Annotated in this window: 12 protein-coding genes and 1 other RNA gene; 4 read left to right on the plus strand and 9 right to left on the minus strand. The window is 38.5% G+C overall.

Annotated elements, in window-relative coordinates:
* Positions 1–70 precede the first annotated feature (70 nt).
* The 3 genes from IQ236_RS02780 to IQ236_RS02790 all read right to left on the minus strand — a co-directional run bounded on the left by IQ236_RS02780 (position 71) and on the right by IQ236_RS02790 (position 4,862).
* The gene (locus tag IQ236_RS02780; protein WP_193867867.1) at positions 71–325 is read right to left on the minus strand and encodes a hypothetical protein; all 255 of its coding nucleotides are present in this window, start codon (positions 323–325) and stop codon (positions 71–73) included.
* A 114-nt stretch (positions 326–439) separates the two neighbouring features.
* Positions 440–1,621 (minus strand): 5-(carboxyamino)imidazole ribonucleotide synthase, encoded by a 1,182-nt coding sequence (locus IQ236_RS02785; RefSeq protein WP_193867868.1) that lies wholly within the window; start codon positions 1,619–1,621, stop codon positions 440–442.
* Between the two features lie 214 nt (positions 1,622–1,835).
* Positions 1,836–4,862, minus strand: a complete 3,027-nt coding sequence (locus IQ236_RS02790; RefSeq protein ID WP_193867869.1) for a plasmid replication protein, CyRepA1 family — start codon at positions 4,860–4,862, stop codon at positions 1,836–1,838.
* Between the two features lie 187 nt (positions 4,863–5,049).
* Between IQ236_RS02790 and IQ236_RS02795 the strand changes: the two genes are divergently transcribed.
* Complete coding sequence (locus tag IQ236_RS02795) at positions 5,050–5,520, plus strand: hypothetical protein (RefSeq protein ID WP_193867870.1); 471 nt, start codon at positions 5,050–5,052, stop codon at positions 5,518–5,520.
* A gap of 134 nt (positions 5,521–5,654) precedes the next feature.
* Here IQ236_RS02795 and IQ236_RS02800 read toward each other — a convergent pair whose 3' ends face one another.
* Together IQ236_RS02800 and IQ236_RS02805 are read right to left on the minus strand one after the other, a co-directional pair.
* Positions 5,655–7,721 (minus strand): AAA family ATPase, encoded by a 2,067-nt coding sequence (locus IQ236_RS02800; RefSeq protein WP_193867871.1) that lies wholly within the window; start codon positions 7,719–7,721, stop codon positions 5,655–5,657.
* Complete coding sequence (locus tag IQ236_RS02805) at positions 7,718–7,957, minus strand: hypothetical protein (protein ID WP_193867872.1); 240 nt, start codon at positions 7,955–7,957, stop codon at positions 7,718–7,720. Before IQ236_RS02805 ends, IQ236_RS02800 begins: the two co-directional genes overlap by 4 nt.
* A 257-nt stretch (positions 7,958–8,214) precedes the next feature.
* On the opposite strand from IQ236_RS02805, the gene IQ236_RS02810 reads away from it, so the two are divergent.
* A complete protein-coding gene (locus IQ236_RS02810) occupies positions 8,215–8,511 on the plus strand; it encodes a type II toxin-antitoxin system TacA family antitoxin (protein WP_193867873.1) in 297 nt (98 codons plus the stop codon).
* Entirely contained in the window at positions 8,502–9,023 is a 522-nt protein-coding gene (locus tag IQ236_RS28140; protein ID WP_193867874.1) for a GNAT family N-acetyltransferase, read from the plus strand. Before IQ236_RS02810 ends, IQ236_RS28140 begins: the two co-directional genes overlap by 10 nt.
* Positions 9,024–9,036: 13 nt before the next feature.
* Here the strand turns inward: IQ236_RS28140 and IQ236_RS02820 are convergent, their stop codons facing one another.
* The 4 genes from IQ236_RS02820 to ffs all read right to left on the minus strand — a co-directional run bounded on the left by IQ236_RS02820 (position 9,037) and on the right by ffs (position 11,601).
* A complete protein-coding gene (locus IQ236_RS02820) occupies positions 9,037–10,407 on the minus strand; it encodes a DNA phosphorothioation system restriction enzyme (protein ID WP_193867875.1) in 1,371 nt (456 codons plus the stop codon).
* A 109-nt stretch (positions 10,408–10,516) separates the two neighbouring features.
* Positions 10,517–10,945: a hypothetical protein gene (locus IQ236_RS02825; protein ID WP_193867876.1), complete on the minus strand. Its 429-nt coding sequence runs from the start codon at positions 10,943–10,945 to the stop codon at positions 10,517–10,519.
* A gap of 136 nt (positions 10,946–11,081) precedes the next feature.
* The gene (locus IQ236_RS02830; RefSeq protein ID WP_193867877.1) at positions 11,082–11,441 is read right to left on the minus strand and encodes a phasin family protein; all 360 of its coding nucleotides are present in this window, start codon (positions 11,439–11,441) and stop codon (positions 11,082–11,084) included.
* 63 nt (positions 11,442–11,504) lie between these two features.
* An RNA gene (ffs, locus tag IQ236_RS02835) (signal recognition particle sRNA small type) lies at positions 11,505–11,601 on the minus strand.
* Between the two features lie 134 nt (positions 11,602–11,735).
* On the opposite strand from ffs, the gene IQ236_RS02840 reads away from it, so the two are divergent.
* On the plus strand, positions 11,736–12,833 hold the full coding sequence (locus IQ236_RS02840) for a DUF3326 domain-containing protein (protein WP_193867878.1): 1,098 nt from the start codon (positions 11,736–11,738) through the stop codon (positions 12,831–12,833).
* Positions 12,834–12,842: the final 9 nt, after the last annotated feature.

Below are 12,842 nucleotides of genomic sequence, written 5' to 3' on the forward strand. Positions count from 1 at the left end.
ATTAATTATTATTAGTATAGCTAAAAAAGCCTATGAATACGTTACTTTTAGAGAACCTGGCACAGGAGTGCTAGAGATTTAAAAAGTAGCGATAGAGGGCATTTGCGAATTTTCGGAGATGTCTATTATACTCTCCAAATAACTTGGGATAGTCGAAAATCCGTTGTTCTTGTTCAGGAGTTAATTCTGGGGCTTTGCCTTTATATTCAACACCATTAGGCCCCCAACCAATTGAATTCTCCAAGGTTCCATCGGAGGAAATAAAATAATGTTTAGCAATTCCTAATGATGACTCAATCGGAATATAATAGATAGAAGTCGCCATGTGTACTGAGTGCGAATATCCCTTATCATTAATAATATATCATGAAAAGTCATTTATAGACTAGATTTTTTGAGGAATCATGGGTTTTTGGTGCGTGCGCGGAGTTTACGCACCCTACGAGTACCAAATTGATTCGATTTCATCAGCTATTTTATTGGCTTTTTCTTCTATATTTTCATTATTTTCTGTCTGAATTAATACGGTAACATGACCTAATTTTCGACCGGGGCGAGATTCTGTTTTACCATACCAACGAATAAAGGAATTAGGAATTTCTGCTATTTTTTGGCGTTTTTCAGAATAGTCACAATTAGCGGTTTCAAACCCTAATAAATTCACCATCACCGCCCCACTACAGTTTAAGGCGGTATTACCTAATGGTAAACCACTCACCGCCCTTAAATGTTGTTTAAATTGGGAAGTTTCACAAGCATCTAAACTAAAATGACCCGAATTGTGGGTGCGGGGTGCAATTTCATTCACTAAGAGTTCCCCTTCAGATGTTAAAAACAATTCAATTCCAAATAGCCCAATCACTTGTAAACTATTCAATAACGTTGTTGCAATTGTTTCTGCCTGTTCTGCTCTACTTTTATTAATATTAGCTGGGGCAATAACCCGATGACAAACTTGATTTTTCTGCACCGTTTCTACTATCGGATAAACTGCCACATCTCCTTCAACAGAACGTGCTGCAATAACGGCTAATTCCCGTTCAAAGGGAACAAATTTTTGTAATAACATGGGAGGATAATTAAATTTTGCCCAGGTTTGGGATAATTCCTCCGCAGTTTTAATAATAAAAGTTCCCTGTCCATCGTATCCGTAGCGGCAAGCTTTTAAAACCACGGGATAGCCCAGATTATGATTAATTATTTTACCGTTTTCGGGAGTTAAAAGTTGAAATTCTGGAACGGGTAAACCGATTTTTTCTAAATAACTTAATTGATCATATTTATCTAATAAAAGGGATAAAGCTTGTAAGCGAGGACGAAAACAAACCCCCTGTTCTTCAAGTTTAGATAAAGCGTTTAAATCAACAAATTCATTCTCAAAAGTAATAACATCACAATATTTTGCTAATTTTGCGGTGGCTGTCGGGTCATCAATAGCAGCTAAAATGGTTTCGGAGGAGAAAGGAACTGCTGGGTCAGTGCTGTGGGGGGTTTGAACAAATAAAGAAACCCCTAAAGATGCGGCTTCCATTCCCATCATCCAAGCAAGTTGTCCCCCTCCAATTACACCAATTTTTGTCAGGGTTTGGGGTTGAATTTTAGGAGTTGATAGGGTGTTCATTTTCAGAAATAATCTCAACTTTATTTATTTTAACTGATTTGTCGCCTAAAAGAAACCGGGTTTTTATCGGAAAATTGGGGATAGTTAACAAGATTTTAAGTAAAAACCCGGTTTCTGAATTTTACCTATCCCACGCCTAAAAGAAACCGGGTTTTTATCGGAAAATTGGGGATAGTTAACAAGATTTTGAGCACAAACCCGGTTTCTGGATTAACTAAGAGTTGAATAGGGAAAGCTGGATATAGTCTGGTGTGAATTGAAACGGAGTTGAAATGAACTTATTTTCAGGAATGGTTGTGTCTAATTGACCCGGATATTGACCTTCTAATTTTAACCAATGTTGAAAGATTTGTTCTCGGTTATCTTGGGGATTTAGAACCCGATAAACTCTAACCCGTTTTTTCCCTTCACTTTGCACCCGAACACAGGTTAAACGATAACTAATTTTATCTAAAAAACGTTGTAAAATCGTAATAGGACTAGAATTTTTAGCGAGTCCAATTCCTGTAATTGTTTTGATGGCATTTCTATCTTTAAGGGCAATTTCAGTAATGGTTTGTAAGTCAGCATCGGTATTTTTCAAATCCCGTTCAGGATTTTTCAGTAAGGCAGGAATTCCTAATAATTCCATGATTCCAATCATAGCACCTAACTGAGAACGATTAAAATCTGGAGCAAAAATATTACCCTGTCCTTGTTCCATTAACCGTCTTGCAATTAACGCATCTCGACCCATTAAATAGGGACGACCTACGGTTAAGAAATAATGAATTCGGAGTTGTTCATACCATCCTTGATCATCTTTAGCAATTAAATCCGAGGTCACAGCTACCCCATAGCGTAATTTTAACTCATATTTACGGATTGCGCGACGTTCTTCTGGAGTTTTTGCTAATTTTTTTTGGACATAATAATATTGACAATCGCTTAAATCCATAGAATGAATCACAGCCAAACTTTCCGCTTGGTAATTCTGATCCTTAACCGCTAAAATCAGTTCATTAAGCGTTGGACGCTCTGAATTTTTGGGTTTAAATTTTTGCGTCGATTTTATTGCATTTTTGGGTATTTTTTTTGCTTCGGGAACCTCAATAATCTGATGACCTTCTCCTGCTAACGCTGTTAAAATTGTTTGCCGATAATGATCCATTCCTGCATTAAATCGCACTGCCATTTTTGCCCAACAGACTAAAGATTCAGATTGAAATCCCATTCCTAAATCATCTAATCCTGCAAAATCTGATTGTTGCAACAGCCGAATATTTAAGCGAGTTAATCGTTGTCCACTACCGAGTAAAGAACTCATAGAAGTTGCGCCATTTCCTACTTGATTAAATCCTCGGTTTGCCATCCAAATAAATCGGGGAATATTCTCTCGAATTCGTCCCAAGGCTTGACGGACAGAATTTTCCGCTTGAATGCCTTGAAAGATTCCCCAAACTGAGGTAAAATGATTTTTGATTTCAATACTAACTCCCGTTTCAATCGAGGGAGATGCTAACACAATATCATAGGATTTTAGCTCTTGATTGAAGTTAGCAATTGAACCATAGGCGGGATGAGTTGGATCAGCTAAAGATTCAGAATCTATTCTCAAGATAGAACGATCTGGAAATTGAGTTTTTAAATAGGTTTCTAGGGTACGAGTTCCCCATTGACTTGTTAATTTTTGGGCGGATAAACAAACAAAAGGTTTCCCCCCTTCTGCAATATGTTGTTCTAAGTCTTTCACCAGTTGGTCAGGGGTATTTCCTAAATAGTTATAAATTGTCCAAGCTTCATCGGGTGAAGGTCGCCACTGATTTTGAATCACAAAAGGTTGCAGATGAATACCGGATAAGGCGGTTAAATAATCAATAGAGGTATCGCTTAAATCAGCATCAGAAATCACCACTTGACCGTTTCCTCCCAAGACATTTTGCAGGAGAGTTTTGAAGGATTTTAGAATAGAAACTCGATGATTTTGGCAGGTTTCTGAGTTCAATCCATGCCATAATACTTGTTCAACTTCATCTAAAATAATCAGTCCATTTGACCAGTCTTTGGCTTCAAATTTAACGCTAGAATTAGGATGTAATGAATCAATACATAATCCATACCCAAAAGCAGAATCAGGGGTTTCAACGGCAGATTTCATGTATTGTAATGCAAACCGTTGACATAACGCTTCAATGAGTCGAATTCGATGACCAATCACTAAAACCCATTGTTTTTTTTCAAGTGCATCTTGAACTAGGGTTTCTAATATTTTTGTCTTTCCGGTTCCTTTAGGAGATTTGATGGCGATAAGTTTAGCAGTTTGAGGTATTTTTATATCGGATAGATAGCGACTATTGAGGCTAATATTTGGGGAATAAGTTAAACGATTATAAGACAATGCTTTCCAGGTTTCTAAGGGAGTTGCTGTTTCATACACCTGATCAAATACTGTTTGTCCTTGTTCTGCAATTAAGTCATCAACTCCTTTACCCAACTGAGGATTCCAATTGACAACATAAACTGAACATCCCGCCTCTTTTAATAAGTATCCCGTTTGCTGAATGGCTGAATTAACGGCTTTAATTGTTTTTGGTTTACTATCTTGATCAAAGACCATATAAATCTTCCGATTTTTATTCACAAACTGCTGCAACTGCTGAATTAAAGCAGGTTTAGCAATTCTATTTCCATATTGATCACGGGGAACTCGGTAGCCACTATGAATCCCAGGAAGGGCGATCGCAATATATCCGGCTGTTAGTAATGCACCGGCTTTCTTAGCTCCTTCAGTAATACATAAAGGTAGTTCAGGATGATGAATTACCCAACGCCAGAATCCTAAATCCGGTTGATGGGGTTGGAGATCATCAGGATTGATTTTAACGTTATATTTTTTTGCAATTCTCTCCCATATTTTGCGAGAAATTCTAAGGGCAAAAATTCCCATAGGTGTATTAGGAGGATGTTCATATTTAATACATTTACTTTGATCTGAGGTTAAACGAGGCTTAATCGGTTTAAAACATCCCCATAAATCAGGGTTTCCAGTCAAAATATCAATCCCAGAACACCACCAACCTCCATCATAAAGATGTTTATAGCGGTTAAGAATAGGTTCTGATAAACGACCCGTATTTAATCGCGGAAGGGTATCAGCATAGAGAAGATAATCTAACGGACGATACCCATCCAGAGGAATCACGTTAAGTTGGGTTAGTTCTTCATCAACGCCACTTTCTGTCCACTCTGTTAAATAGTCCATTTCTCTCTCATTGCAACTGCGGATTTTTAAGCGTAACCCTAGGATGAAAGCTTGAGTATAAAATTTTGTAAACGTTTTAACGTCAAAGGGATATATCATAAAAAATAAGTACAATTTACCCTAGACAAAAGCGAGCAGAAGTGTTAAAATACTAAGTGCTAAGTATTTAAATATAGGATTCACCAAAATGTCAAGTGGTAAATTTTGTATTAATAAAGCCCCAATTTCCAAAAAGTCAAAAAAAATTATTTTGACTTTACTAACTTATTTTAGTGTTATCACTTATTCTAGTGTTGAAATAAATATTCAAAAAGCTCTAGCAGATGATGGGTTTAACTTAAGTGAACCTAATGCCGCTCCTTGTAGTCCTCAAGGGTTCAATTTAAGTCAAGAAAATGTCTGTAGTGATAAAGTTTCATTAGAAAACACTACAGGAATTGGTATATACTACGATTTTGGAACTACACAAGATCAATACCTTCCCAATAATGAAACATGGATTTGGACTCTAAAAGGTTCAAACCGTTCTACTAGAGTTGTAGTAATTGATGAAAATATTAATGTACCAGGAATTCAGGAGAAAAGGTATAACGTATATTCTGGAAAGAATTATATTTTTCGTTTAGAAAATAATAAAATTATCTTATATAATAAGTAGATCTGGCAAAACAATCCCTAGGGTCAAAGAGGGAACAGGGAATAGGGAATAGTAGGAACTAAGGGATTAATACCAGTGGTGTGATATAATCCCCTTACCATATTCCTAACTCCTATTGAGTATTTTTTATTCCTTTAAAAGTCATATTCCACTTCTAAAATTTCCGTATATTCAAACTCATTGGAACTTTGATGCACTAAAGGATAACGCTGTCCTCCTAATTCTATCCAATCTTCCTCACAATCAGGTTTAGGAGAATTGTAGGATAGAATATATTCCCGTCCGATGCGTTTTTCCATTTCTTCTGCGACTTCTCCCCGCCATTGGGTTTTGGTGACTAAAACAATTAATTGATTGGCTAATTGTGGAATAATATTTGCAATTTGTCGCCGATAAATTTCATCTAAACTACCAAAAGGCGAGTCCATAACAATGGGAAAGGTACTACTATCAGGGCCCATTAAGGTATTTTTTTGACTCCATTCTCTCACCCCATCAATAATTCCCCCAATAAACGATAAACTTAAAATCTGATTTTCCCCCGTTGAAGCCGCAACTTCTGCTTCCTCTCCGGCGGTAGTCTCCACTAATTTTAATTCATATTTTTCCGTTAATTTGGGTAAATAAGGCGTAAAAGAAATTTGACTAAATAATTTTTGCACTCGCTTTTCTAACTGACAGCGAAATTGTTGGTCTAAACGGTCTTTAACTTGAGTTAAACGTAAGATTGCATCCTGAGTTGCTGCAATTCTTCGCTGCATTAACACTTGTTTAATTTCATTCATTTGTTGTTTATCAACTTGTCGAGACAAACTCTCAACCGTTGCTTTAAAATTCTCAATTTGTTGTTGATTTGAACCTGTTTCTCGATTTAACTCACTAATTTTGAGTTCAATTTCATCTAACCGTTTTTGTAACTCTTGAATATTCTCATCAGGAAACTTTCTCAGTTTATTGGTAATACTATCGAGTTCATTTTCAATCCGTTGTAATTCTTCTCGATAAGTTTGAATATTCAGTTGTTGGCGATTAATTTCGTCCCAAAATTCAGTGGCTTGTTTATCTAATTCATCGACTTGGCTACTTAACCGAATTGCTGTTTCATCAATATCAGCCGTTCCCGCTTGATTTAACCAATGTTCAACTTGTCCACATCCCGTATTTCCAGGAATTAATTCAGCCCCACAAATACATTTTTTTTCCGCTAATAAACTCTGCAAAAACTGTTTGGTAATTCCGGTATTCAACTCCCCCCGTTCTCGCATTTGAGAAAATATTGTTCTAAATTCTGCCGTTAATTCGGGAATTAAAACCGTATAGCCTTTGGTTGAAATTCCTCGATTAATAGCAACATGACCTTGATGGAGTTGTTCTCGGAGTAATTGTTTTTTTAGGTCTAATTCATTCCGTAATTGTTGTAATTCAGCCGCACCACTTAACTCCATTAATCTCTCACTCAAGGTTGATTTGACCAGCTTTTGGTGGTCTAACTCTTGGGTAATTTCAGTCTGTCTTTGTAACAAACGTTCAATTTCCTGTTCCGCTTTTTTCTTTTCGTGTAAATATTTTTTGGTTTCAGGATTTCCAATCATTCCTAAATCTGTTTCTAAGGATTTTTTGGCTTCCCCTAAATGTTTAATAGCTCGATTTAAGACTTCAACGCCTAATAACTCTTTTGTTGCATCCGCAATTTCTACTTTACGTTCATCTCTAACAATCTGCTCAATTCTCTCTCCATCAAAAAAGAAATATTGATGTAAACTTAACGGTAAAATTCGATTAATAATTTCCTCTGGAGGGTGAGGCGGCATTCCCCAGCGTCCATCATCTCCCGCCACTTGCATATATAATTGACTGGCTGTTTGTTCAATCTCACTACCATTTTTATACGCTCGACAAATCCGTTTGACTAAATATCGTTTATGATCATGTTCAAAGATTAATTCTACCCAACATCCTACCCCTTTTCCGGGTTCAGATTCATTTAATGCTCGTTTATTGACTAAATGTTCAGAAATGGCAAAGGCGGCACTAAACTTTTCATACAAAACCCAAGTAAACGCATTCATTAATGTGGTTTTTCCGGCTCCATTATTACCATGAATAACCGTTGTATTTCTCTCTCCATAACCCAAAATAATTTCTGGGGTTTTCCCATAAAATTGCCGAAAATTGCAGAGTTGAATTGAAATTAATCTCATTGCACCACATCCTTAATAATTTTGAGAATATCATCATTAATATTACGGGGATTTTTCATATATAATTTATCTCGTTCGGCTTGTAAAACTCGTTCAATAATTTCTCGAACTTCCGGGGAAGCATTGGTAATTGGATCTTGAGCTTCTTTCGGATTAATGTTATCTCCGTAGGTAGACTTTTTTTCAGAGAAAACATTAGCAATAGTGGTAATAATACTTTCAGAATATTTAAACATTTTAATGGGCGTAAAATGGCAATTGTGATCATTTTAATCTGAAATCGACAAAAGAGTGCGACAAAGCTGAGTTTTAAACGACAAGAGTTGATTAGTCTTAACAAAAATTTATCTTTGCTTGTTGTTAAGATAAAATATCGAGCTGGTCACCTAATGACTATTAGAGGTTGAAAATGTATTGACAATGTGTATACAAAGCTGTTAATCTGGAATCAAGCAATCGGCAATTTAGTTTAGCTCTCACAGAGGTATCGGTTATGTGTGAGTCAGAATCTCAAGAGTCAGTCAACCCAACCCGCGAGGTAACAATCAATATCCGAGCCAAGCAGAGTCAACGGGATTTTATCGATCAAGCTGCTAAAATACAAGGCAAAAGCCGATCAGAGTTCATGCTTCAAACAGCTTACCAAAAAGCCCAAGATGTGATTTTAAGTCGCCGTTTTTTTGAGCTAGATGAGGGTAAATTTCAGAAATTCGTGGATCTGTTAGATGCGCCACCTATGCAAAATGAGAAATTAAAGGCATTATTAACCACTAAATCGCCGTGGGATTAGATCGAGATCGAGACAAACTCAGCCCTCCTGAAAAACTAAATCCGTCACATCAAATTGGCAACTTTGATTCGGGTAACAGTCAGTTAGATGACTGGCTCAAGCGTCGTGCTTGGAAAAATGAGTTAGAAGGGGCTTCCCGCACTTATGTTCTTTCTGTGGGTGCAGTCGTCGTTGCATACTACTGTCTTGCCAACAGCGCAGTAGCTCAAACTATTGCTACAGGACGAGTTCGGCGTAATATGCCCGATCCAATTCCGGTTATGGTGATCGGAAGATTGGCCGTTGATCGCCAGTGGCAAAACCAAGGTATCGGGCGTGCTATGCTACGAGATGCGATTCTTCGCACGCTACAAGCGGCTGAAATTGCGGGAATACGAGCAATTCTCGTCCATGCTATCTCGGAAGAGGCAAAGCTCTTTTATCAGAAGTATGGGTTTGCTGCCTCAGAGATCGATCCGATGATACTGATGATAAAAGTTAGTGATGCCATTATTTCACTTAAGTTAGGATGAAAGCCAGGGGTTGCTATAAATCTAATAACCCATATCGTTTTTGTAACTGAAGTAATTTTAATCTGGCTTCCCCGGCATTATCGGCTAAATTGGCAAATTCTAAAAACCGTTTTAACTCTTTTCTTAATAAATTGCGTTCAACTTCTAAGGTATTTCGATCTAAATCTGGAGGTAAAACAATCATATCAAATAACGTGGCTCGTTCTTTCCCCGGATGGGGTCTTAAAATTCTTCCCCGTCGTTGAATAAATTGTCGAGGATTACAACTACTGGCTAAAATCACAGCATTTTGAATGGCGGGAATATCAACGCCTTCATCTAAACACCGAATTGCTACTAATCCTTGTAATTCTCCTTGTTCAAATTGTTGACGTAATTTTTCCCGTTCACTTAAAGGGGTTTCTGCGGTATAAGTATTCACCCGATAGCCTAATTCTGACCCTAATAATTCCACAGTGGCTTCTAATTGTCGTGGGGAATAATCTTCTAAGGTTTCTATACTTCCATCTCCACAATAAAATAAAGTATGAGTTGTATTTAATCGTGTTTTCATTAACTGGCGTAACGCATCTAATTTATTGGTTGCTGATGCAATTAATCGAGATCTTTGAATTAATAAAGCTGTAACGGTTTCATTGTTTTCCCAGTTTTTCTCGTCCTCCATTAACGCCCAACCGATGCGAGTCGTTAACCGATGATAAGCTCGACTTTCTGCTTCTGTTAATTCGACTAAAATTGGATAATATAAATAGCGAACTAATGCGCCTTGACGAATGGCTTCTGCCAAGGTTAATTCCGGTTGTAAAACAGGGCCAAAATAGTTAAGAATTGCCTCTGTTCCATTGTCATCAAAATGTCGTTCAGGAGTGGCAGAAAGGGCTAATCGTAAGCCAATATTTCGCGGTAAACTTTCTCCTAAGCGAGGACTTCCTAAATTATGAGCTTCATCTCCCACGATTAACGTTTTTTCAGGAAAATAACGAACTTGAGATTGAAATCCTTCAGAAATTAAGGTAGAATTAGTCGTAATAACCGTTATAAAAGTTTGATGTCCGGCTCTTAATTGATATAATTCTGTAGATAATTGTTTTTGCCAATACCTGACACTTTCAAAAGCTAAAATTGGATTTAAATTAAATTTTTCTGCCTCTTTTGCCCATTGAGTTACTAAATGGCGATAGGGACAAACAATAATTAATGCTTGTAAACCAATTTTCTGATATAATTCTGTGGCGATCGCTAAAGCTGTAATGGTTTTACCGCTTCCCGTTGCCATTTTTAAGGTTCCCCGTCCCCGATTAACAAACCAGTTATTAACCGCTTGCTGTTGATAGGCTCGTAGATGCAATGAGGCTGGAATTTGAGGAATACAGTTATCAGTCATCAGTTATCAGTCATCAGTTATCAGTCATCAGTCATCAGTTATCAGTTATCAGTTAACAGTTATCAGTGTAAGAGTTAATAATTAACGGTTAATTTATTAACTAAATTCCCTATTCCCCTTCCCAATCAGAACAAGTTTCACCTTCGGCTCCCGTTGGGTGCATTCCACAAACTAATAAATTTCCCCCATAAACTTGTCCGTGATAATGTTTGCATCCTCGACAGGCGGGTTGTTCTGTTTCTGTGGGTTGAACATAAGTGACAAAGGGATCAAAATGTTCTCCCTCATGATCTAAACCTAAATCCAGACCTGAATCCAGATCAAAATAAATATCGAGAATGGGTTCAAAGATCTCATTCATACATTCATCAAGTTCAGGAAGAATTTTATTTTGTACCTCATCGGTAATTTCTTCCGAGATCTTGGTGAGTTCGTTAAACATTTCGTTAATTTCTTCAGTCACGTCTGCAAAAAATTTCTCCATGTCTGAAACTGCTGTTTCTAGTGCTTCTACAATACTTTTTGACCACTCTTCCATGAGACTGATTAACCAGTTGTCTGAATAAAATTATAAAATATAGCAAAAAATAGCTATACTATATTTCTAGTATAGCGCGAATGAATTAACCATTCAGTAAGATTTTTATGTAGGGGTGAGCTTGATTATCCCTTGACTATTGCTGTAAGCGTCGCAATTCGTCTTGTAAATCTTGCACCTGTTTTCTTAACTTTTCCACCCCTTCATCGACGGGAGGGGATTCCTCATCATCTAAAATTTCAATGCGACGGGGTTCAGGCTTAGGAGATGAAAGCGGCGGTTCAGTTGGCGGTTGTTGAACTTGCTGAATTGTATCTTCCACAAAACGACGGGCTTCTTCCGTTGTCATTTCGCCCCGTTTCACGAGTTCATCGGCTAATTTCTGGGCATCCGTGCGTAATTCTGCTAGGGTTTTACTGGCTTTTTCGCCAGCATAGGAGGCTAAACCCACCCCCAAGTAAACGGCTTTTTGGAAAAGATCTCCGAAACCCGGCATAACTACTCCAGCTTTCTAAAACAAATATTACTAATTACAGATTCCATAAAATCGTGTAAAAAAAGTGACCCGGAGTTTACGCCTATCAGAAGCATCCCGTATTGCTGCCACCTTCCGGTTCTGACAAGGTTTGGGCGTTCCAATCGCATAAGTCCAGGTCATTGACTATTATAACACAATTTTTCATTCTGCAACCAAACCCCCTAAATAAAGTTTGTTGGTAACACAGCGATTGTTAATCCCTTAAAATAGGTTTCGACAGACCCAACATCCTAAACCCTACAACATCTGATCATGCCTCGTCCTTATACCGTTATTTTAATCATCCCAACAGGCATCGGTGCGGCCATTGGAGGGTATGCAGGGGATGGTTTACCCGTTGCTAGGGCGATGGCTCAAGTTGCAGATACCTTAATTACCCATCCCAACGTTCTCAATGGTGCTCAACTTTATTGGCCCATACCCAATAGTTTGTATGTGGAAGGATATGCTTTGGATCAGTTTGCGGCGGGAACTTGGGGACTTCAAGCTGTTCATCAAAACCGAGTCGGGTTACTTTTAGATCAAGCCATTGAACCGGAATTACGGCTCAGACATTTACAAGTGGCTGACGCAGCTAGAGCCACATTAGGCTTAAGCTTAACAGACTATGTAATGACAGATGCGCCTCTGAATGTGGAACTGAGAACCTCCGAGTCCGGTGCTTCCTGGGGAACTATTGGCAACCCGGACAGTTTGTTACGAGGCGCAGAGCGGTTAATTACAGAAGCCAAAGCGGAGGCCATTGCTGTTGTCGCCCGTTTTCCCGAAGCCGAAAATAGTAGTGTTTTAGAAGCCTATCGTCATGGACAGGGCGTTGATCCCTTAGCGGGAGCAGAAGCAGTGATCAGCCATTTAATTGTCCGCACCTTTCAAATTCCCTGTGCCCATGCTCCAGCCCTTTCTCCTCTCCCCCTTGATCCTGAATTATCCCCTCGTTCGGCGGCGGAGGAACTGGGATATACCTTTCTCCCCTGTGTATTAGTCGGGTTAAGTCGCGCCCCCCAGTTCGTAACTTCTGCCACTTCTGGGACAATTTGGGCGGATCAAGTGGATGCGGTGGTGGTTCCCGCAACAGCTTGTGGAGGGTCTGCTATCCTGAGTTTGAGCCGTAGAGACGCGCCAAGAGACGCACCAAGAGACGCGCCATGGCACGTCTCTACCCCTCAAATTATTACCGTTGGGGAAAATAAAACCCGAATGCAAGTCACCCCAGAACGGTTAGGAATTCAAGCCGTACAGGTAAACTCTTATTTAGAGGCTTTAGGAATTTTAGTGGCGCATAAAGCGGGAGTTGATCCAAACGCCTTGCGTCCGAATTTATTATCCTTAAGGCAACTTAAATATTATTGATTTTTAACT

Source organism: Planktothrix mougeotii LEGE 06226 (genome assembly GCF_015207485.1).
Lineage (GTDB): Bacteria > Cyanobacteriota > Cyanobacteriia > Cyanobacteriales > Microcoleaceae > Planktothrix.